At 66.5% G+C, this 20,858-nt stretch carries 16 protein-coding genes and 1 pseudogene; 7 read left to right on the top strand and 10 right to left on the bottom strand.

The genetic code is table 11. The features are described 5' to 3' along the window. Positions 1-122 precede the first annotated feature (122 nt). Positions 123-3,827 (top strand): PPE family protein, encoded by a 3,705-nt coding sequence (locus tag JX552_RS29205; RefSeq protein ID WP_205875280.1) that lies wholly within the window; start codon positions 123-125, stop codon positions 3,825-3,827. Here JX552_RS29205 and JX552_RS29200 read toward each other — a convergent pair. Continuing rightward, on the bottom strand, positions 3,821-4,513 hold the full coding sequence (locus JX552_RS29200; protein ID WP_205875279.1) for a class I SAM-dependent methyltransferase: 693 nt from the start codon (positions 4,511-4,513) through the stop codon (positions 3,821-3,823). The genes JX552_RS29205 and JX552_RS29200 overlap by 7 nt on opposite strands. Positions 4,514-4,533: 20 nt before the next feature. Next, on the bottom strand, positions 4,534-6,009 hold the full coding sequence (locus JX552_RS29195; RefSeq protein ID WP_205878748.1) for a glutamate-cysteine ligase family protein: 1,476 nt from the start codon (positions 6,007-6,009) through the stop codon (positions 4,534-4,536). A gap of 69 nt (positions 6,010-6,078) precedes the next feature. Here JX552_RS29195 and glpK point away from each other — a divergent pair, with 69 nt between their 5' ends. After that, the gene (gene glpK / locus JX552_RS29190) at positions 6,079-7,635 is read left to right on the top strand and encodes a glycerol kinase GlpK (RefSeq protein WP_205875278.1); all 1,557 of its coding nucleotides are present in this window, start codon (positions 6,079-6,081) and stop codon (positions 7,633-7,635) included. Between the two features lie 241 nt (positions 7,636-7,876). Here the strand turns inward: glpK and JX552_RS29185 are convergent, their stop codons facing one another. Beyond that, complete coding sequence (locus JX552_RS29185) at positions 7,877-8,575, bottom strand: PadR family transcriptional regulator (RefSeq protein ID WP_205875277.1); 699 nt, start codon at positions 8,573-8,575, stop codon at positions 7,877-7,879. 149 nt (positions 8,576-8,724) lie between these two features. Between JX552_RS29185 and JX552_RS29180 the strand changes: the two genes are divergently transcribed. After that, complete coding sequence (locus tag JX552_RS29180) at positions 8,725-9,072, top strand: hypothetical protein (protein ID WP_205875276.1); 348 nt, start codon at positions 8,725-8,727, stop codon at positions 9,070-9,072. On the opposite strand, the gene JX552_RS29175 is transcribed toward JX552_RS29180, so the two are convergent. Next, on the bottom strand, positions 9,069-10,040 hold the full coding sequence (locus tag JX552_RS29175) for an RDD family protein (protein ID WP_205875275.1): 972 nt from the start codon (positions 10,038-10,040) through the stop codon (positions 9,069-9,071). The two genes, JX552_RS29180 and JX552_RS29175, sit on opposite strands and share 4 nt — an antisense overlap. Positions 10,041-10,075: 35 nt before the next feature. Here JX552_RS29175 and JX552_RS29170 point away from each other — a divergent pair, with 35 nt between their 5' ends. After that, on the top strand, positions 10,076-11,068 hold the full coding sequence (locus JX552_RS29170; protein ID WP_205875274.1) for a stage II sporulation protein M: 993 nt from the start codon (positions 10,076-10,078) through the stop codon (positions 11,066-11,068). An 80-nt stretch (positions 11,069-11,148) separates the two neighbouring features. Here the strand turns inward: JX552_RS29170 and JX552_RS29165 are convergent, their stop codons facing one another. The 5 genes from JX552_RS29165 to JX552_RS29145 are packed head-to-tail and all read right to left on the bottom strand — an operon-like array spanning position 11,149 to position 16,661. Further along, complete coding sequence (locus JX552_RS29165; protein WP_205875273.1) at positions 11,149-12,471, bottom strand: DUF58 domain-containing protein; 1,323 nt, start codon at positions 12,469-12,471, stop codon at positions 11,149-11,151. Next, on the bottom strand, positions 12,471-13,424 hold the full coding sequence (locus JX552_RS29160) for an AAA family ATPase (protein ID WP_205875272.1): 954 nt from the start codon (positions 13,422-13,424) through the stop codon (positions 12,471-12,473). Before JX552_RS29160 ends, JX552_RS29165 begins: the two co-directional genes overlap by 1 nt. Continuing rightward, a complete protein-coding gene (locus tag JX552_RS29155) occupies positions 13,421-14,563 on the bottom strand; it encodes a DUF4350 domain-containing protein (protein ID WP_205875271.1) in 1,143 nt (380 codons plus the stop codon). The genes JX552_RS29160 and JX552_RS29155 overlap by 4 nt, the downstream gene beginning before the upstream one ends. Then, on the bottom strand, positions 14,560-15,210 hold the full coding sequence (locus JX552_RS29150) for a DUF4129 domain-containing protein (RefSeq protein WP_205875270.1): 651 nt from the start codon (positions 15,208-15,210) through the stop codon (positions 14,560-14,562). Before JX552_RS29150 ends, JX552_RS29155 begins: the two co-directional genes overlap by 4 nt. Before the next feature lie 17 nt (positions 15,211-15,227). Beyond that, on the bottom strand, positions 15,228-16,661 hold the full coding sequence (locus tag JX552_RS29145; RefSeq protein WP_431196018.1) for a DUF7847 domain-containing protein: 1,434 nt from the start codon (positions 16,659-16,661) through the stop codon (positions 15,228-15,230). Here JX552_RS29145 and JX552_RS29140 point away from each other — a divergent pair. After that, positions 16,660-17,124: a GatB/YqeY domain-containing protein gene (locus JX552_RS29140; protein WP_205875268.1), complete on the top strand. Its 465-nt coding sequence runs from the start codon at positions 16,660-16,662 to the stop codon at positions 17,122-17,124. The genes JX552_RS29145 and JX552_RS29140 overlap by 2 nt on opposite strands. A gap of 191 nt (positions 17,125-17,315) precedes the next feature. Here JX552_RS29140 and JX552_RS34355 read toward each other — a convergent pair. Further along, a pseudogene (locus JX552_RS34355) lies at positions 17,316-18,142 on the bottom strand (hypothetical protein). Positions 18,143-18,247: 105 nt separating this feature from the next. Here JX552_RS34355 and JX552_RS29130 point away from each other — a divergent pair. Then, on the top strand, positions 18,248-19,732 hold the full coding sequence (locus JX552_RS29130; protein WP_205878300.1) for an HNH endonuclease signature motif containing protein: 1,485 nt from the start codon (positions 18,248-18,250) through the stop codon (positions 19,730-19,732). 77 nt (positions 19,733-19,809) lie between these two features. Then, on the top strand, positions 19,810-20,796 hold the full coding sequence (locus JX552_RS29125; protein ID WP_205875267.1) for an LLM class F420-dependent oxidoreductase: 987 nt from the start codon (positions 19,810-19,812) through the stop codon (positions 20,794-20,796). Positions 20,797-20,858: the final 62 nt, after the last annotated feature.

Here is a 20,858-nt window from a genome sequence, read left to right as displayed (position 1 = left end):
CCGGTGCATATTGTGCGCGTGTGGAGTAACTTCGTCCTTCGATCGCGCAGCCTATTGGGCGGCTACCTGACGCTAACGCGATTGACCTCCTGGCGGGAAATCTTGGTGAGAAAGGTCCTCCGATGAACTTCGCTGTGCTACCGCCCGAGATCAACTCGCTTCGCCTGTTCGCCGGTGCCGGACCGGGCCCGCTGTTGCAAGCCGCCTCCGCCTGGGAAGGCCTGGCCGCCGAATTGAGTTCGGCCGCAGAGTCTTTCACTTCAGTGACCGCGGGATTGGCCGGTCAGGCATGGCAGGGGCCGGCCGCCGCGGCGATGGCCACGGCTGCCGTTCCGTACGCGGGATGGCTGAGCGCGGCGGCATCGGAGGCTTCCGGTGCGGCCGCCTCGGCCAAGTCCGTGGTCAGCGTGTTCGAGTCGGCGGTGGCGGCGGCCGTGCACCCGTTGGCTGTGTCGGCCAACCGTTCGGGTTTCGTGCGGTTGGTGCTGTCGAATCTGTTCGGCCAGAACGCGCCGGCCATCGCGGCTGTCGAGGCCGTCTACGAGGAGATGTGGGCCCAGGACGTGGCCGCGATGGTCGGCTACCACAGCGGAGCGTCGGCCGCGGTCTCGGCCTTGGCCCCGTTCACCCAACCGCTGCGGGGGTTGGCGGGTCTGGCCGCGGGATCGGCGGCGGCCGCTGCGGCGCCCGCGGCGACCGCGCGGTCCTGGCAGACGTCGCTTGGTTGGGCGAACGTCGGGGCGGACAACGTCGGCTTCGGGAACATCGGCGCCGGCAACCTCGGCAGTGGGAACTTCGGAGCTTCCAACCTTTTTGATGGCAACATCGGCAACTTCAACGTCGGCTCCGGGAACCTGGGAACCTCCAATATCGGCTTCGGGAACATCGGTTTCGGTAACAAAGGGCTGGCCAACAACGGCAACTTGAACATCGGCTTCGGCAATACCGGAGACAACAACATCGGAATCGGGCTCACCGGCAATAACCAATTTGGCATCAACCTGAACTCCGGCACTAACAACCTGGGGTTGTTCAACTCCGGCAACGGGAACATCGGGTTCTTCAACTCAGGCAACGGAAACTTCGGCCTGTTCAACACCGGAAGCTTCAACACGGGCGTCGCCAACTCGGGCATAGCCAACACCGGACTCTTCAACCCCGGCACTTTCAACACGGGAGCCTTCAACACCGGTTTCGCCAACACCGGCTCGTTCAACGCGGGCAACTTCAACACCGGAGACGTCAACCCTGGCTCGTACAACACCGGCGGCCTCAACACCGGCAACACGAACACCGGTCTGTCCAACTGGGGCAACGTCAACACGGGTGCCTTCAATGCGGGTGACCAGAACAATGGGTTCTTCTGGACCGGGGACCGACAGGGCGGCATCGTCTTCGCCGTCACCACTCCCGATATCAACCTGCCCCCGATCGACATCTCGGCTATCCTCGTCGGCGCTTTCAACACCCCGCAGATCACCATCCCGCCGATCACCATTCCGGCGTACACGAGTCCTGCGAATATCAGGATCCTTCCGTTCGACCTGCCCCCGATCACCATCCCTCCGATCAACATCGGGGCGTTCGCGTCGCCCGATGTGCTGGTGGGTGCGTTCGACCTGCCGCAGATCACCGTCCCGCCGATCAATATCGGCGCGTTCGTTTCGCCCGCTGGCTTCTTGAGTTCGTTCCAGACCCCGGCCATCACGTTGCCGTCGGTGAGTGTTCCGGCTGGGGCGACATTAGCGAATCTGCTACTCGGAGCGTTCGAGACGCCGGCGATCACGTTGCCGTCGCTGAGCATTCCGGCGGGGGCGACGTTGGCCCCGCTCGTCCTGACGGCGTTCGAGACGCCGGCGATCACGTTGCCGTCGCTGAGCATTCCGGCGGGGGCGACGTTGGCGCCGCTCATCTTGGGTGCGTTTGAGACGCCGGCGATCACGTTGCCGTCGGTGAGTGTGCCGTCGGGGGCGACGCTGGCGAATCTGCTGGTGGGCTCGTTCGAGACGCCGGCGATCACGTTGCCGTCGGTGAGTGTGCCGTCGGGGGCGACGCTGGCGAATCTGCTGGTGGGCTCGTTCGAGACGCCGGCAATCACGTTGCCGTCGGTGAGTGTGCCGTCGGGGGCGACGCTGGCGAATCTGCTGGTCGGCTCGTTCGAGACACCCGCGATCACCATCCCGCCGATCACCATCGCAGCGGGCCAGACGCCTGCCGGCGTGAGTGTCGGGGGATTCAGCCTGCCTCAGATCGTTACTCCGCCGATAGTCGTGCCATCCATCGGGCTGCCGCAAATCACTATTCCGCCCATTGAAACGCCCGACGTGGAAATCACCGGCTGGAATCTGCCGTCCGTCACCATTCCCCGGATCAACATTCCGCGGATACAGCTCCCGAACATTAATGTCCCAGGTGGAAACCAAACCCTTATCTCTTTGGAGACCGGCAATATCGTAGCTCCGAACTATGATATTATATTGCACTCTTTCAATATCAATGCGATTTCATTCGGCTTCTCCACGCAAGGCTTCATCGATCAATTCACCTTCCCGAGCATTCAGATCGGCTCGATGGACCTGCCCACGATCCGTATCAGCAACAACGGCGGCCCCTACACCATTCCGTCCATCTCCCTGTCCAGCTTCACCATCCCGTCGCTCACGATCAATCCCATCAATATCGCGCCCTTTGACCTGCCGCAGTTGAGCTGGCCGCAGTTTGGCACCCCGCAGGTGTCCATTCCGCCGATTTCGATCGCTGATTTCTTGCTGCCACAGTTGAGTTGGCCGGCGTTCAACACGGCGGAGTTGACGATTCCGCCGATTTCGGTCGCTGATTTCTTGCTGCCGCAGTTGAGTTGGCCGGCGTTCAATACGGCGGAGTTGACGATTCCGCCGGTGGGTATCGCCGATTTCCTGCTGCCGCAGCTGAGTTGGCCGGCGTTCAACACGGCGGAGCTGACCATTCCACCGTTCTCCATCGCCGATTTCTTGTTGCCGCAGTTGAGTTGGCCGGCGTTCAACACCGCGGAGTTGACGATTCCGCCGGTGGGTATCGCCGATTTCCTGCTGCCGCAGTTGACCTGGCCCGCGTTCAACACCGCAGAGTTGACGATTCCGCCGATTTCGATCGCCGACTTCCTGCTGCCGCAGTTGAGTTGGCCGGCGTTCGAGACCGCGGAGTTGACGATTCCGCCGATCGGGCTGGGCTCCTTGATCCTTCCGCAGCTCAGTACGCTGCCGTTCGCCCTGCCGCAGTTGGGTATTCCACCGATCTCACTCGGCGCGTTCAACCTACCGTTGATCAACTCGTCAGCGTTCGAACTGCCGGAGATCGTGATTCCGCCCATCGAGATCGGCGAGTTCGTCCTGCCGCAGATCAGTTGGCCGGAGTTCCAGACACCGCCGTTGGTCATCCCGCCGATCGGCATCGGCGCCTTCGACCTGCCGGAGATCAACATTCCCAGCATCTTCCTGCCCAGCCAGAAGCTGTTCGAGTTCCAGATCCCGCCGACGCCGGGCTACGGCAATACAACCGACGCCAGCCTCACCACGTCCGGCTTCTTCAACACCGGCGGCGCCAACAACTCGGGCTTCTTCAACAACGGCACCGGTGTGTCGGGCTTCTTCAGCGGCAACCCGTTGGGTCTGATCGGAGTGTCGGGCTACAACGTGTTCGGTGAGGGCTCCTCGGGACTCTCGGTGCTGGGCAGCGGCGTGTCCGGACTGGGCAACATCGGCACGCTGCCGGCTAACGTGAACAGCTTCGTGTCCGGCCTGCAGAGCATCGGTTCCAACCTGGCCGGGATCTTCCTGCAGAACTACTGATCCGTTTTGTGCGCCGTCAGCAGGTAGGCGGGCATCTTCGCGCGGCCCTTCTCGTCGCGGTCGTACTGCGGAAACTCGACCGGTGGGCCGGGCAGCTGCGGCGGGATCACGGGCGCGTTGACGTGAATGAAGGCCGGCCGTATCTCGTCGACCTCCCAGTACTTGCTCACTGCGGCGCGCAACTCGGCCTCGCTTACTTCGTTGGGCTTCGTTTCCAACTCGGCAGGGAAGGCGCCCTTGGCGAATACCAACACGAACAATCGGGCGCCCGGCGCGGCCGCTTGATGCACTGACCGCAGGTATCCGTCGCGCCCCTCAATGGGCAGTGAGTGGAACAGGGTGCTGTCCAGCACGGTGGAAAAGCGCCCGTCGTGGCCAGTGAAGGTCGTGATGTCGGCCTGCTCGAAGCTGGCGGTGGTCAGGCCGCGCTCCCGGGCGGCCTGGGTGGCCGCCGCGACAGCCGTCAGCGTGATATCGACGCCGAGCACGGTGTAGCCCGCGGCGGCGAGGGCGAGCGACAACTCCGCGTACCCGCATCCGGCGTCAAGGACGTCGCTGCGGACCTTAGCGTCGGCGATCACGCCCGCCAATTCGGGCTGCGGCTCGCCGATGTTCCACGGCGGCGGACCTCCGAAGACGCCCCCTTGCTGGTAGGCCTGCTCCCAGTCCATCACTTCTTCGCCCATGGCTCCCAACCTACGCGGGCTCAGACGGGCCAGGTGTGCACCGGTTCGTTGGCGTGCATGTGCTCGCAGTAGCGGCGCAGCATCTCCGCCAGGGCCCGCGGCCGGGTCATGCCGGCGTCCTCGAGCGCACCGACGGTGGACACCTGCCAGCTGGCGCCATTGCGCCCGGCGCGGGCTCGACCCTCGATGACGCCGAGAAAGCGGTCGCGGACTTCGACGTCGACCCCCCACCGGCGCAGGCCCTCATGAGCCATCGGCAACAGGGTGTCCAGCGCCAGCTTCTGAGTGTCCACCTCCCCGCTGATACCCGGCCAGTGCAGCTGCGCCCGGATGCCTTGCCGGGCGGCCTCCAGGAAATTCCGATGTGCCTGCGGGAAACTGAGCTGGGACCACACCGGCTGCTCGGCCTCGGACATGGTGCGCAGCATGCCGTAGTAGAAGGCCGAATTCGCGAGCATGTCAACAACTGTGGGTCCGGCCGGCAAGACCCGGTTCTCCAGGCGTAGTTGCGGCAGGTCGTGCGAGACGTCGTACACCGGTCGGTTCCACCGGTAGACCGTGCCGTTATGCAATCGCAGTTCGGCCAGGCGCGGCGTGCGCCCGGCCGTCAGCTCCGCCACGGGATCCTCATCGGACAGTTCCGGCAGCAGCGACGGGAAATACCGGATGTTTTCCTTGAACAGGTCGACGGCGGAGGTGATCCAGCGCTCGCCGAACCACACCCGCGGCCGCACCCCCTGAGTCTTCAACTCTTCGGGGCGGGTGTCGGTGGACTGGGCGAAAAGTTCGATGCGGGTTTCCGCCCAGAGGTGGTGTCCGAAGAAATACGGCGAGTTGGCGGCCAGCGCCAGCTGAGGACCGGCCAGGGCCTGCGCTGCGTTCCAGTTCGCGGCGAAGTCCTCCGGAGCCACCTGTAGATGCAATTGCATGCTCGTGCAAGCGGATTCGGGTGCGATAGAAGCAGCCTGCCAGCTCAGTGGTTCGGGGCCGGCGATGTTGATGGGGATGTCCTCGCCGCGCGCTTCCACGATCGATTCGTTCAGTGCGGTGTACCGGTTGGATTCGCTCATCCAGCCGTGCGACAGATGTTTGGGCATCAGGGTGGGCAGGATGCCGATCATGACGATGTGCGAGCCGCTGGCATTGGCTTTGAGCTCGGCGTCGTTGAGGCTTTCCCGGACCTCTTTCTCCAGGTCCACGGTGGTCTGTCCCGGCAGCGGGCGGGGTGGCACATTGAATTCGATGTTGTAGGCGCCCAATTCGGTCTGGTAGGCGGGATCGGCGATGGCGTCCAGCACGAATCGGTTCGACATCGCGGGCTGGTATTCAGCGTCGACGAGGTTGCATTCGATCTCCATGCCGGTGAGCGGCCGCTCTGAATCGAAGCGACCGCGGGCGAGCATCGTCTCGAAGACGTCCAAACACAGCCGCACTTTGCGCCGGTACTCCCGCCGTTGTGCGCGGTCATACGTGGTGCGCTTGACCTCTTCGCCCACCAGACCGATGCAACAGGTTTCCCGGGCCGCGCGCAACCCGGCCCGCCGTTGCGCCATCATGTACCTGCAGTGTCCAACGTCACCCTAGGAGAGGCCGAGTTGGCTGAGTCGCCGGAATTCATAGCAGCCATCGACCAGGGCACCACGAGTACTCGCTGCATGATCTTTGATCACGATGGCGCCGAGGTGGCGCGTCATCAGCTCGAACACGACCAGATCCTGCCGCGGGCCGGTTGGGTTGAGCACAACCCGGTCGAGATCTGGGAGCGCACCGCGTCGGTGTTGATGTCCGTTCTGAACTCCAGCAATATTTCGTCGAAAGAGATTGCGGCACTTGGTATCACCAACCAGCGGGAGACGACGCTGGTGTGGAACCGCCGAACCGGACGGCCTTACTACAACGCGATCGTCTGGCAGGACACCCGAACCGATCGCATCGCATCGGCGCTCGACCGGGACGGCCGTGGCGACGTGATCCGGCGCAAGGCGGGTCTGCCGCCGGCGACCTACTTCTCCGGCGGCAAGCTGCAGTGGATCCTGGAGAACGTCGACGGGGTGCGCGCGGCGGCGGAAAAGGGCGACGCGCTGTTCGGCACCGCCGACACCTGGGTGTTGTGGAACCTGACCGGCGGTCCGCGCGGTGGCGTGCACGTCACGGACGTGACCAATGCCAGCCGGACCATGCTGATGAATCTGGAAACGCTGGACTGGGACGACGAGTTGCTGTCGTTCTTCTCCATTCCCCGGGAGATGTTGCCCAAGATCGAGCCGTCGTCGCCGCTGCAGCCCTACGGCGTCACGTCCGATACCGGCCCCATCGGGGGAGAGGTACCCATCAGCGGCGTGCTCGGCGACCAGCATGCGGCGATGGTCGGCCAGGTGTGTCTGGACGCCGGAGAGGCGAAAAACACCTACGGCACCGGCAACTTCCTGCTGCTCAATACCGGCGAGACGATCGTGCGATCCGACAACGGCCTGCTCACCACGGTGTGCTACCAGTTCGGGGACGCCAAACCGGTCTACGCGCTGGAGGGGTCGATCGCGGTGACGGGTTCGGCGGTGCAGTGGCTGCGTGACCAGCTGGGCATCATCAGCGGCGCCTCGCAGAGCGAGTCGCTGGCTAGGCAGGTCGCCGACAACGGCGGGGTGTACTTTGTGCCGGCGTTCTCCGGGTTGTTCGCGCCCTACTGGCGATCCGATGCGCGCGGCGCGATCGTCGGGCTGTCGCGCTTCAACACCAACGCTCACCTGGCCCGCGCCACGCTGGAAGCGATCTGTTATCAGAGTCGCGACGTGGTGGACGCCATGGAGGCCGACTCCGGCGTGCGCCTGGAGATCCTGAAGGTCGACGGTGGTATCACCGGCAACGATCTGTGCATGCAGATCCAGGCCGACGTGCTGGGGGTGGATGTGGTGCGGCCGGTGGTCGCCGAAACCACCGCGTTGGGGGCTGCCTACGCGGCGGGCCTGGCGGTCGGCTTCTGGGCCGACCCGTCCGAACTGCGCGCCAATTGGCGAGAGGACAAGCGCTGGACCCCGAACTGGGACGACGACCAGCGCGCCGCGGGATACGCGGGTTGGCGCAAGGCGGTGCAGCGGACCCTGGACTGGGTCGACGTGTCCTGAGTTCACCGGGTGCGGCGACCGGGTGGGCTGACCAACTCCCCGATCATCCTCGGTGGCAATCGCTGCACCTCGTGTGTCGGCCGTGGCGGGCCGCTCTGTTGCATGGACGAGGAGAGGCTGAGGTGAAGCCAGTCCTGCAGACGCTTGATCAGTAGGCCGTTTTTGACCCGTTCCGGCGCTGGAGAACCGAGGAGCGTCTCTTCAGGCGGGCACATCTACCGGTCCGCTCACACGGCCTTCCTCAGTCCTCGCCGAGAATCCCGTAGATCTCCCGGCGTGCGTTGTTGAGCACGTCGACGATGCGTTGCTGTTGCTCCGCGTTGGCGGCGTGGACCGACTGTCCGACCGCCCCGAACAATTGGCGGGCCGCTGTCCGCAGGGTGATATGCCCCGGATCTACGCCTTCGGCGATCTCGTCCCACGGCGGGGTGTCCACCTTCGCCGCTGCGGCGCGGCCGTCGTCGGTCAGCTCGAACAGCTTCTTGCTGCCGTCGGTGTCGCTGGCGGTGATCAGACCCTCGTCGTCGAGCAGTTGCAGAGTCGGATACACCGAACCGGGACTCGGCTTCCAGATTCCGTTGCTGCGTTCGGCGATCTGCTGGATCATCTCGTAGCCGTGCATGGGCCGCTCGTTCAGCAGCACCAGGATGGCGGCCCGCACGTCACCGCGGCGGCTGCGCCCGCCTCGGCGTCCGCCGCGGCCACCCGGGCCGAATCCGAAGCCTGGGCCGAAACCAGGACCGAAGCCTGGGCCGAATCCGGGACCGAACCCTGCTGGTCCGCCGTGATCACCGGCCTGGTCGCGGAGGTTCTCGAAGAATTCCCGCCGGGCCTGACGCCGGGCGCCGTGGAGGGCTCGTCGCTGCAACGGGCCAGGGCCGAACCCGAAGCCGGGTCGCGGGCCGAAGGGGCCAGCGGGGGGAGTGAAGTGGCTGTTCATGTGTTGAGTCCTTCGGTTCAGGGGAGGTGTCGACGACACTCTCCGGTGTATCGTTATGCATCACGATATATCGCTAACTATCGGATGGCAACCTAGGGTTGCAACGGGCGATCGTTTGCGCACCCCGAACGCCGGGTAGCACCCCACGGGTGAACGGCAACAACGGCAACCAGACGATCGCCGAGGATGGACGGGCTCGTTCACGGGTCAACTGGGTGCTCGCGCTGCTGACGGTGCCCGGATCAGCGATAGCCATGCTTTTCGCGCTCGGTGCCGTGATGAGCACCGCCTCATGCACCGGGAACAGCTGCCCGAACCTCGGCGACGGGCTGAGTTTCGACCTCTTCTTCTACGGTCCGCCGCTGGTCGCCGTACTGGTGATCGTCGCCTCGGTCTTCACCGCCAAGCGGCGCGGAGGCATCGCGGTTCCGCTTCTCGGATTGGCGTTATTGGTGACGGATGTCGCCATCCTGGCGGCCAGCGTCGCCCAGTACTAAGTCGGCAATGAGAAGCCGCCTGACTCAGGGTCCGGCGGTGGTGCCGCAGGAGCGGGCGGCGGCGCGGGCGCGGGCGCCCAGCCCTGGGGCGGGTGTTGAGGCGGCCAACTCTGCTGCTGGGGCTGCTGGGGCTGCTGGGGCCAGCCCTGCTGCTGGGGCCAGCCCTGCTGCGGCGGCCAGCCCTGCTGCGGCGGCCAGCCCTGCTGCGGCGGCCAGCCCGCCGCCGTTGCTGGGCGCAGCCGAGCCAACTCCCGACGGTGCCGTTCGGCGAGTACCGCGGCGAGAATCAGCTGCGGCGGCACGCCGGGCGGGGGTGGGGGAGCGATGCGGGACACCACGTCGCTGGCTATCCGGTAGGCCATCTGATTACGTAGCGCCGGGTCGAGTTGATGTGCCCGCGAGAGAAACTGACGGGCCACCTCAGCCTGGCCGGAGGTCAACCCGGAGAGCTGCAACGACGCCGCCCAGCCGGCCAGGGCCGGTGGCATCACCGGTGGTGGCCCGATTCGGGGCCCGCGTTCGCTGACCACGACGGTGCCGGCGAACATGTCGCCGACCCGCTTGGCCTTCGGTGACAGCACGCTGCAGATCACCGCGGGACTCCCGAGCAGCATCCAGATCTCCACCACCGCGGCCAGGGCCCGAAATAGCGCTTGGCGGAATCTTTCTGGCCCGCCGTCGTCGGACACCACTCGCAGACCCATCACCATCTTGCCCACCGAGCGCCCCCGGGTCGCCGTCTCGATCCCGACCGGGTAGCCGACCATCGCCAGCACGGTGAAGATGATCAGGAATGCGACGGTCAGTGCCTCGTCGAACTGCGCCAGGGAGGCAGCCCACAGCATCAGGCCCAGGATGTACGCGATGAAGATGACGGCGATATCGATGATCGCGCTGACCGCGCGCACGGGTAACTGGGCTATCTGGACGTCGAGCACCACGGCGTCGCCGGTCACCACCTCCGACATACCTCGAAACGCTACAGGCTGGGTAGGCTGCCCAAGTGGACGTCGACGCGTTCCTTCTCACCCATAGAGGCACATGGGACCGGCTCGACCAGTTGATCAAGAAGCGCCGTTCGCTCACCGGCGCCGAGATCGACGAACTCGTCGAGCTGTATCAGCGCGTGTCCACCCATCTGTCGATCTTGCGGTCGGTGTCGTCGGACTCGCTGATCACCGGCCGGCTATCCAGCCTTGTCGCCCGCGCCCGCTCCGCGGTCACCGGCGCGCACGCCCCACTGAGCAGCACTTTCGTCCGGTTCTGGACGGTGTCGTTCCCGGTGGTTGCCTATCGCTCTTGGCGATGGTGGTTGGCGACTGCGGGCGCGTTCTTCGCTGTGGTCGTGGTCATGGCGTTCTGGGTGGCAGGCAGTCCGGAGGTACAGTCCGCCGTCGGAACGCCGGCCGATATCGATCAACTGATCAACCACGACGTCGAGTCCTACTACAGCGAGCACCCAGCCGCGGCGTTCGCCCTGCAGGTCTGGGTGAACAACTCGTGGGTGGCCGCGAAGTGCATCGCGATGTCGGTGGTGCTCGGCGCGCCCATACCGTTCGTGCTCTTCCAGAACGCGGCCAATGTGGCGGTGATCGCCGGTCTGATGTTCCCGGCCGGCAAGGGCACTCTGCTGCTTGGTTTGCTGCTGCCGCACGGGTTGCTGGAGCTGACGGCGGTGTTCCTGGCCGGAGCGGTCGGTATGCGGCTGGGGTGGTCGGTGATTTCCCCGGGCGACCGACCCCGGGGTCAGGTCCTGGCCGAAGAAGGCCGCGGCGTGGTGTCGGTGGCAGTGGGGTTGGTCGCCGTGCTGCTGGTCTCGGGGTTGATCGAGGCGATGGTGACGCCGTCGCCGCTGCCCACTTTCGCGCGGATCGGTATCGGTGTGCTCGCCGAGGTGGCGTTCCTTTCTTACATCGTCTATTTCGGTCGGCGCGGCGTTGCTGCGGGCGAAACCGGTGACATCGAGGACGCCCCCGACTATGTCCCCACCGGTTGAGCCTCTCCCCGCGCCGAGCGTGAATCGCGCGCCGCCACGCGCCGATACGGTGCCGTGAACCTTGCGGTGGGCGCCCGGGCTTAGAGCTGCCCGGTCGCCTTCATCGCCAGATAGCGGTCGGCAAGGCCGGGCGCGATGTCCGTCGGTGGCGCGTCGACGACCTCCACCCCGCTGCGGCGCAGGCGGGAGGCAATGCCCCGCCGCTCGTTGCGGGAACGTTCGGCGGCCGCCGCGTCGTAGACCGCGGCCGCGTCGCTGCGCCCGGCTGCCAGCTCGTCGACCCGTGGGTCGGACACCGCGGCTACTAGCACATGATGTTTGGCCGACAACTGCGGCAATATCGGCAGCAAACCCTCTTCTAGGGCGGTCGAGTTGAAGTCGGTGAGCAACACCACCAGCGATCGCCGTCGGGTACGCCGCAGGATAGCGGCAACCATTGCCCGCCAATCAGATTCGACGAGTGCCGGCTGCAGTGGGGCCATCGCGTCCACCAGTTGGGCAAGCAGTTCGGTGCGCGAGGCGCCAAAGACAGCGGCGCGGGTCAATCGGTCGTGGGCGAGGAAGTCGACATGGTCGCCGGCCCGAGATGCCAACGCCGCCAACAACAGCGCCGCATCCATCGCCCAGTCCAGCCGTGGCCAGCCGGCGGGGTCGGCGGCCGTCGGATCGACACCGACCCGTCCGGCTGCCATACGGCCGGTGTCCAGCACGATCACCACGCGGCGATCCCGCTCGGGCCGCCAGGTGCGGACCATGACGTCGGTCCGTCGGGCGCTGGCCCGCCAGTCGATCGAGCGGACGTCGTCACCGACGACATACTCGCGCAGCGAATCGAATTCGGTGCCCTGCCCCCGAATCAGCGTGGGCAGCAAGCCGTCGATTTCCCGCAACTTCGCCAGCCGCGACGGCAGGTGTTTGCGGGACAGGAAGGGCGGCAGCACCCGCACCTGTCCGGGCACCGATTGGGAACTCTGCCGGCCGGCGAAACCCAGCGGGCCGATCGAACGCCCCGTCACCACCGCGGCACGTTGGTCGCCTCGCCGCACCGGCCGCAATTGCGTGTGCACCTGCTGGCTCTGACCGGACGCGATGAGCAGTCGGTGGGTCCTCGGCTCGCCGCGCGCACTGGGCGGCCAGGCATCTCGCACCTGACCGCGGAACCGGCGCCGGCCGTCGTTGTGGATCAGCAGGCCCGCATCCACCGGCTGACCCAATCGCGCCGATCCATTCGGGGATCGGGTGAATCGCAGCCGCCGGGTGCTGGCAGCCAGGGCCACGTCGATGCTCACCACGACGGCCAGCAATGTCAACAGAATCACGAAAGCTCTTGCCGGCCATGGTGATACCGCGATCGGCAGTACGCTGAGGAGCGCGAAGAGCCCCGTCCGGCCGGTGAGAATCACTAGCGTGGCACCGGAACCGAGGCCAGGATGCCGTCCAGCACGCCGTCGGGCGTCGCGCCCTCCAGCTCGGCTTCCGGACGCAACATGATCCGGTGCCGCAGCGTCGGACGGGCCATGGCCTTCACGTCGTCCGGTGTCACGTAGTTGCGGCCGGACAGCCAGGCCCACGACCGGGCGGTACCGAGCAGTGCGGTGGCCCCGCGTGGCGACACCCCCAGCTGTAGGGCGGGGGAATTGCGGGTTGCTCCGACGATGTCGACGATGTAGCCGAGCACCTCGTCGGCGATCAGCACCTGGCGCACCGCTTCACGTCCCGCGGCCAGCTCGTCCGGCCCCGCGACGGGTTTGATCGCGGACAGGTCGCGCGGATCGAAGCCGTGAGCGTGTCGGCCGAGGATTGCGATCTCGGCCTCGCGCGGGGGCAGCGCGACGTTCAGCTTGAGCAGGAAACGGTCGAGCTGGGCCTCGGGCAGCTGATAGGTGCCCTCGTACTCGATCGGGTTCTGGGTGGCGGCCACGATGAACGGGTCGGGCAGCGGTTTCGGCTCACCGTCCACGCTGACCTGACGCTCTTCCATCGCCTCGAGCAGTGCCGCCTGCGTCTTGGGCGGCGTCCGGTTAATCTCGTCGGCCAGCAGCAGATTGGTGAAGACCGGCCCTGGCCGGAAGGCGAACTCGGCGGTGTGGGTGTCGTAGACCAGCGAGCCGGTGACGTCACCGGGCATCAGGTCCGGCGTGAACTGAACCCGCTTGAACTCCAGCTGCAGCGCCGCGGCCAGGGCCCGGACCATGAGCGTCTTGGCAACGCCGGGAACACCTTCCAGCAGCACGTGGCCGCGGCACAGCAGTGCGATCACCAGGCCGCTGACGACGCCTTCCTGTCCGACGACGGCCTTGCCGATCTCGGCGCGCAATCCCAGCAATGCCTGGCGGGCGGAATCCGGTTCTGTCACGAGTGGGTGACCTGCCTTTCGATGTCGTCGAGCGCGCGGGCTAAGTGGAGTAGGTCGGAGTCATTGGCCGGCGGGGGTCCGAACAGTTGGTACTGCACGAAGTCCGGGTCGGCGCCACCGCGCTGGGCCACCGTGATCACCACCGCGGGCGGTGCCGCGTTGGGCCCCAGACCGAGTCGGGGAACCAGGCGTTGCAGCGTCGCGGTGCGCAGCGCCTCGGCAGCGCGGTCCCGGGCCCGTCGCGAACGGTAGAGACGGCCCCGGCCTTCCACCGTCTCCGAGGCGCGCACCACCACCGGGAGTTCTTCGGCAACCAGCGGACCGATCCTGCGGCCCTTCCACAGCGCGACCAGAATCACCACCAGCCATAGCTGCCAGACGAGCCACGTCACGTTCCCCGGGATCAGGTCCATGATGGACCCGGGTGCCGACGTGTGCCCCTCCACGCGTTGTGGGGCGTACCAGATGAGGCGGGACCGGGTGCCCGCGAGATTCATCGCCAATGCGGCGTTGCCTTCTTCCAGCAGCCCGTCGTTCTGCATGAAGTGGCTGGTGCCGACCACCGTGACGGTGCGGCCGCCGTCTCGATAGCTGACCAGTGCCCCGCCGTAGCAGCTGACGAGGTCCAGATCGCCCTTCGCCCGGTACGCGTCGCTGGGCCCGAGATTCACCACACCAGCCCGATTAGCTTCTCGCAGAGGGCAATTCGGCTCGCTGATGAAGTTGCTGGCAGCCCCGATCCGCAGGTGTGGCGTCAGTGCCGCGCGGGCGCGTGAGGTCGGATCGACCAGCAGTAGATCGCCGGGGGCATCGGCCAGCTTGCGCAGCAGCTCGTTGTCGGTGACGTACTGCGACTGCGCCACCAGCAGCAGCGTGTCCGCCCGGGCCGCGCCGCGCACTTCGGCGACCGTGTTGGCGACGACGACCTCGACACCGGCCTCGCGCACCAGCGTTACCAGAGCGTGCGCGCCGGCCGGGCTGGTGGCTTCGGGGTCCATGGTGCCCCCGGGTCGTGGCGCCGTCAGGTAGGTGGTGATCGTCGCGACGATCACCAGCGCTGCCAGTGTGAGTAGCACCCCACGCCAGGGGCGTCTCTGCTGCACGGTGCCGGTCGGCGCATCGGGACGCGTGGACGTCATCGGACCTTCGCCCAGGAGTCCGGTGGCGTGGGTTGCGTCACGGCACTTGATGCGGCAGAGCGCGAGCGCAGATGATCGTCGAGATCGGCGATCATCTGGTAGGCAGCTTGAGTGCCGGGCCGCTCGCCGTAGGTGACATCGTTGAAAGCCGTTGCCGCTTGCGTTAACTCGGCGGCGAGATGAGGCAGCGCTGCACCGGCGTCGTGAGCCAGCTCGTTGGCGGTGCGGCCGGGAACCTGCGTCAACACGTTGGTCTCCTCCAGCTCGCGGGCGACTGCGCGTAGCCGGTGTCTGATGGCGGCCGCCCAGTTGCCTTCGGCCGCAAAGGCTTCTGCGGTAGCGCGGTGTTGTGCAGCGGTCAGTTGACCCGCGTCGAACAATTCGTAATCCCCACCGCGGTTGGTGCGTATGGTTCGCCGCGCGATGCGCACCGCGACGAAGACGGCGACGGCCACTACGATCAGCAGCACGGTGACGGTGAACCATCCGCCCGATATGTGGGACGTCTTGAGCAACAGCTTGAGCAGGAACTCGTTGATCTTGTCGAAGATCACGTCGGTCAGCGTCTGTTTGGGATAGATCGGCTTGTTCAGCTCGCGCTGCGCAGCGTCATGCGCGGCATCGCGGTCGATGTCGATGGCGGGCACTGTCAGTCGGTACTTCCCTAGTAAGGCCGGGTTAGCCAGAGGTTGTCGGTGGAATCCACGGCGGCCGGCCCGCCGGCAGCGCCGGTCTGCAACACCAGATCGAACGCCTCGGCACGGATCCTCCGGTCGGTGTACAACAAGACGACGACGCCGGCGACGAACGGCGTGGTGACTATCTGGCTGATGCCACCTCCGATGGACGAAAGTGCGGTGCCGACCAACAGCGTTGTGGTGCTCGACGCTCCCATCATCAGGATCTGGCCGACGATGCTGAACGGCGCCGAGATGGCACCGCCGACGATGCCCACCACCATGGCGGCCAGCACGCGGATGCCGAGTACGCGCCAGAAGCCGTTGCGCACCAAGCGGAAAGATCTTGTGATGGCGTCGAAAACGGGCAACCTTTCCAGCACGATCAGCACCGGTGCGAAGATCAGCACCGTGTACGCGTAGGTCACAAGCGCAGCCACCAGCAGGAGCAGCGGGAATCCGAGCAGTACTGCCACGCCGGCATTGGCGGCGACGCCGACGCCGATCAGGATCACCACCACCAACCCGATGATCACGGCCAATCCGACGGACTCCAACAGCGCGAGGCCGAGCAGGGCCAGGAGCCGACCGCGGACCTTGGCCCACGCTTCACCGATGGTGATCGGCGAGCCGAACACCGCCCGCCCGACGATGACGGTGAGCATCCCACTGAGCAGGATGCTGCCCAGCCAGCTGACCAGCGCGCTGCCGCCCAGCGATGCCATCCAGGCGCCGAGGGTTCCGAGGCTGGGCTCGGACCTGTCGGTTTCCAGCGAGTTCGCCGCGGCCAGTGGGCCGATGGCGGCGAGTAGGGAGATGACCTGCATGACCACTACGACCATCGCGGTGAGGCCCAAGGTCGGCTTCGGATTGGCGCGGATGTAGCCGACCGCCCCGTTGAAGATGTCACTCAGCGTGAGCGGGCGTAGCGGGATGATGCCGGGTTTGGCGGCCCCCGGGATCAGCGGCGGGCCGTAGCCGGGTTGGCCGTAGCCCGGTGGTGGGCCGTAGCCAGGCGGGCCGTAGCCGGGTGGCGGGCCGTAGCCAGGCGGGCCGTAGCCGGGTGGCGGGCCGTAGCCCTGGGGCGGGCCGTAGCCCTGGGGCGGGCCGTAGCCCTGGGGCGGGCCGTAGCCCTGGGGCGGGCCGTAGCCCTGGGGCGGGCCGTAGCCCTGGGGCGGGCCGTAGCCCTGGGGCGGGCCGTAGCCGGCCGGTGCGGCGTATGCCGGCGGCGGCCCGTAGGCGGGAGGCGGCTCGTAGGCGGGAGGCGGCTCGTACGCCGATGAACCCTCATCCGGGTGTTCAGGCGGCAGCGTGCTCACCGTAGGCAGCGGCTGTCGTCGATTGTCATGGGGTACATCCTGTCGGCGGTTGGTGCATTTCTCAATGTAGGTCCCCGGGTCAGCGCGTAGCGTCTCTGGAATGGCGGAACTCAAATCCCGGCTGCGGGCGGACCTGACCGACTCGATGAAGGCGCAGGACAAGTTACGGACTGCGACGTTACGCATGCTGTTGGCCGCGATTCAGACGGAGGAGGTCTCGGGGAAGGCGGCCAAGGAGCTCTCCGATGACGAGGTGCTCAAGGTGCTGGCCAGAGAGTCCCGCAAGCGTGGCGAGGCCGCCGAGATATATACGCAGAACGGCCGCGGTGAGCTCGCCGCCAACGAGCATGCCGAGGCGCGAATCATCGACGAGTACCTGCCGACGCCACTGACTGAGGCCGAAGTGGTCGATGTCGTCGAGACCGCGATCGCCCAGGTCGCCGAGACCCTCGGCCACGCGCCTTCCAAGAAGGAGATGGGCCTGGTGATGAAGGTCGCGACCGGAATCGCGGAGGGCAAGGCGGACGGGGCGCGGCTGTCTGCGGCGGTCAAAGACCGGCTCTGACCCACGGCGTGCGACGGCGGGTTGGGCGTCGGTGTTGTCATCGGTCAAGACACCGGTGACGTTTGCCGGTCTTGGCGTGTGACCGCGGGTTCATCCGTTGCCCACATATGTCACCGCGATCGCGAGCCGAGTGTGCTCGATCACCGATGTCAAGAGACATCGCAGTCAACGTGTCGCCGAGTTGCCTCATGTCAAGATGCGCGCGACGGACGGTTGGTTGCCGCACGTGAGCGTGCGCGCTTGGTGACTGGGGCGGGGATGCTCACTGGTGCTTTGCTGGTGGTCAGGGTGAAGAGACGGTTGGTCAACGCCTGAATCTGGCGTTGGGTGGCGGCTGGATTGATCAGCGAGTAGGTCCGCGTGAGCCCCACGATACGGTCCACGGTCATGCTCGGGTGGTCGGTCGCCGGGTGAAACGGGGTGGTGGCCTTGTCGTGTTTCCTGGATACCTTGGCGCCTGTGCGGATTTTGGATACCAGTTTCTGCTGGGATCGGGAACGGCATCGAGGCGGCGATGTGATTGAGGGCGGCCAGTACGTGTTTGGCCGTCCTATCCGGTAGCGGGCGGCTTCCGGTCCAACCGGTGGCGATGTCGGTGACCGTCAACGTGAACGCATGGCCTCCATCCCGGTTGCCGCCGTCGTGGAAGACCGTGTCGATCTCGACGAAGCCGGGCACAGCGTCATCCCATCGGGCCCAGGTACGTGTCGGGATCTGACTTCGGATCAGCGAACTCGGCTTGTGCCCACGCGCACACAGCCACCAGCCCGACGAGCATCGACGCGAGCCGTTTGCCGGCGGGCATGCCCAGCACCGTCCCGCAGATCGTCAGCGCCGCGATGACCTCGGGTCCGTACTTCACCGGCCGAGCACTGCGCATGGTGACGACCGTGGGCGCCAGCGCGGCTTTGAGCGCCTTACGGGCATGACTGCGATGCCAGCCGGTATTGGCACACAACTCATCCGGGATCACTCCCTTACCGCGCTTACTCGCCGCCTGGTAACGGGTCGCGGTCATCTCGGTGATTGCTGTGCGCTGTGCCAATCTGACGCGCCCGCGGTGTCGGGGTGAGCAGGTACTATAGAACGTATGTTCGATAGATTGCCGTTCGTTGCGCCGGGGATGGCGGAGTATGACGGCTATCGGGAGGTGTTGGCCCACCGGCGGGCTCTGTTGGAGGAGACTGAGCAATCGGTGGGTTGGATGGCGCGGATCGTGGGGGCGGCGCGCTCGGTCAACCAGGACATGGCTGCGGAGTTGGTGGCGATCGGGCAGTTGTTCGCCCACCGCCTGGTGCCGGGTGCAGAGGCGGGGCAGTGGGCGATCGACACGTTCAAGGCGGTGGCGGGGGAGGTGGCCGCGGGGCAGAAGATCAGCCAGGGGCGCGCGGAGACCAAGCTGCGGTATGCCCGGGCGATGCGGGAGCGGTTGCCGGCGGTGGCGGCGGTGTTTTGTGCCGGGGACATCGATCTGGAGGCGTTTTCCACGATCGTGTTCCGCACCGATCTGATCGAGGACCCGCAGGTGCTGGCGGCGGTGGATGCCGCCATCGCGGCGCGGGTGGCGCGCTGGCCGTCGCTGAGTCGGGGTCGGCTGTCGCAGAAGGTGGACGCGATCGTGACTCGCGCCGATGTGGATGCGGTGCGGCGCCGCCAGAAGGTGCAGGCCGAGCGGGAGGTGTGGATCGGCGGCGTGTATGAGGGGCTGTCTCAGATTGATGGGCGGCTGCGTGCCACCGACGCTCAGGCTGTCGATGCGCGGCTGTCGGGGTTGGCGGCCACGGTGTGCCCGAATGATCCGCGCACGCTGGCCCAGCGCCGCGCCGATGCGTTGGGGGCGCTGGCCGCCGGAGCGACCCGGCTGGGCTGTGAGTGCGGGCGCGACGATTGCACCGCGGGCGGGGGTAAGGCGTCCTCGCCGGTTGTGATCCATGTGATCGCCGAACAGGCCACCCTCAACGGCCACAGTGACGTCCCGGGGTGTGTGCTGGGCGGTGAGGACCTCATCACCGCCGAACTCTTAGCGGAGTTGGCGTTGACCGCTAAGCGGGTACCGCTGATCCACCCCGGCTACCACGCACCCGAACCCCACTACACCCCGTCGGCCGCGTTGGCCGCTTTCGTGCGGGCCCGGGATCTGACGTGCCGGTGGCCGGGTTGTGAGGTGCCGGCCACTGGCTGCGATCTCGACCACACCATCGCCTATGCCCGGGGCGGGCCCACCCATGCCGGCAACCTCAAGTGCTACTGCCGCACTCACCACCTGCTGAAAACGTTCTGGGGCTGGAGCGAACAACAACTCGCTGACGGCACCTTGATCCTGACCTCCCCGGCCGGGGACACCCACGTCACCACCCCGGGCAGTGCCTTGCTGTTTCCCAGCCTGTGCCACGCCGTGGGTGGGATGCCCGCCCCCGAAGCCCAAACCCCACCGCAGGACTACTGCGCCCAACGCACTGCGATGATGCCCCAACGCCGGCGCACCCGCACCCAAGACCGCGCCCAACGCGTGGCCGCCGAACGCCGCGCCAACCACCAAACCCGCATCGCCGCCCACCACACCACCGACGGCCCCGCCCCACCCGACAACGAACCCCCACCCTTTTAAGCCCAGCACCTCGGCGATCCCGCCGATGTCGGCACCACGCACCGTTTGCCGCGCGGGCAGCAGGGTACCCGTCAGGTATGGCACGGTTCGGGTATACCTTGATGACGGAGCAAACGGGCCCGAAAGAGCTTGTGCGCGATGCTGTTTCGGCAGAGCAGCGGGGATTCGACTTCGAAGTCTGCAGCGACCACTTCTCACCCTGGCTGGCTTCGCAGGGGCATGCCCCCAACGCCTGGGCGGTACTGGGCGCCGTGGCGCACGCCACCGAACGGGTGGATCTGTATTCCTACGTAACCTGTCCCACGATGCGCTACCACCCCGCGATCGTCGCGCAACAGGCGGCCACGGTGCAGATTCTCGCCGACGGACGATTCACGCTCGGCGTGGGCAGTGGTGAAAACCTCAACGAACACGTGGTCGGTAAGGGGTGGCCCACCGTCGAGCGCCGGCAGGACATGTTGCGCGAGGCGATCAAAATCATCCGCGAACTATTCGGTGGCGAACTGGTCGACTGGCGCGGTGACTACTTCCAGGTGGATTCCGCGCGCCTGTGGGACGTGCCTGACGTGCCGCCCGCAATCGGTGTGGCGATGGCTGGCGCCCGGGGAGTGGAGAAGTTCGGCAAACTGGCTGATCACCTCATCGCGGTGGAACCAGACCAGGAACTGGTCGACGCCTGGCGGACCGCGCGTCAGAGCGGCGGCTGGCCCGGGGCTGGCCGCGTTGTCGGACAGTTGCCGGTGTGCTGGGATCCCGACCGCGACGCGGCGATCGCCCGTGCCCATGATCAGTTCCGCTGGTTTGCCGGCGGCTGGGCGGTGAACGCGGACCTGCCGACGCCCGCAGGATTCGCCGGCGCAACCCAGTTCGTGCGGCCCGATGACGTCGCCGACCGAATTCCTTGCGGGCCGGATCTGGACGCGATCGTGGACGCTGCGAGGTCCTACTGGGAAGCCGGATTCACCGATATCGCACTCATCCAGATCGGCGGGCAGTCTCAGGAGCAATTCCTCAAGGAAGCCGCTGAACCACTGCTGGACGCCCTGCGCAGCGCCGCGGGTTGAGTCATTACGGGCGCCGCCACGTTTGGGCAACCATCGCCGGGGTATCTCGACAGCATCCGACG

Origin of the sequence: Mycobacterium gordonae, assembly GCF_017086405.1 — a bacterium.
GTDB lineage: Bacteria > Actinomycetota > Actinomycetes > Mycobacteriales > Mycobacteriaceae > Mycobacterium > Mycobacterium gordonae_D.
The sequence above is the reverse complement of the archived record's forward strand: the minus strand, read 5'-3'. Positions and strand labels throughout refer to the sequence as shown.

Excerpts from the sequence above, each read along its gene's own strand:
- JX552_RS29205 (WP_205875280.1), top strand. The coding sequence starts at position 123 with ATGAACTTCGCTGTGCTACCGCCCGAGATCAACTCGCTTCGCCTGTTC.
- JX552_RS29200 (WP_205875279.1), bottom strand. The coding sequence starts at position 4,513 with ATGGGCGAAGAAGTGATGGACTGGGAGCAGGCCTACCAGCAAGGGGGC.
- JX552_RS29185 (WP_205875277.1), bottom strand. The coding sequence starts at position 8,575 with ATGAACAGCCACTTCACTCCCCCCGCTGGCCCCTTCGGCCCGCGACCC.
- JX552_RS29175 (WP_205875275.1), bottom strand. The coding sequence starts at position 10,040 with ATGTCGGAGGTGGTGACCGGCGACGCCGTGGTGCTCGACGTCCAGATA.
- JX552_RS29155 (WP_205875271.1), bottom strand. The coding sequence starts at position 14,563 with ATGACGTCCACGCGTCCCGATGCGCCGACCGGCACCGTGCAGCAGAGA.
- JX552_RS29140 (WP_205875268.1), top strand. The coding sequence starts at position 16,660 with ATGGCGGAACTCAAATCCCGGCTGCGGGCGGACCTGACCGACTCGATG.
- JX552_RS29130 (WP_205878300.1), top strand. The coding sequence starts at position 18,248 with ATGGCGGAGTATGACGGCTATCGGGAGGTGTTGGCCCACCGGCGGGCT.
- JX552_RS29125 (WP_205875267.1), top strand. The coding sequence starts at position 19,810 with ATGGCACGGTTCGGGTATACCTTGATGACGGAGCAAACGGGCCCGAAA.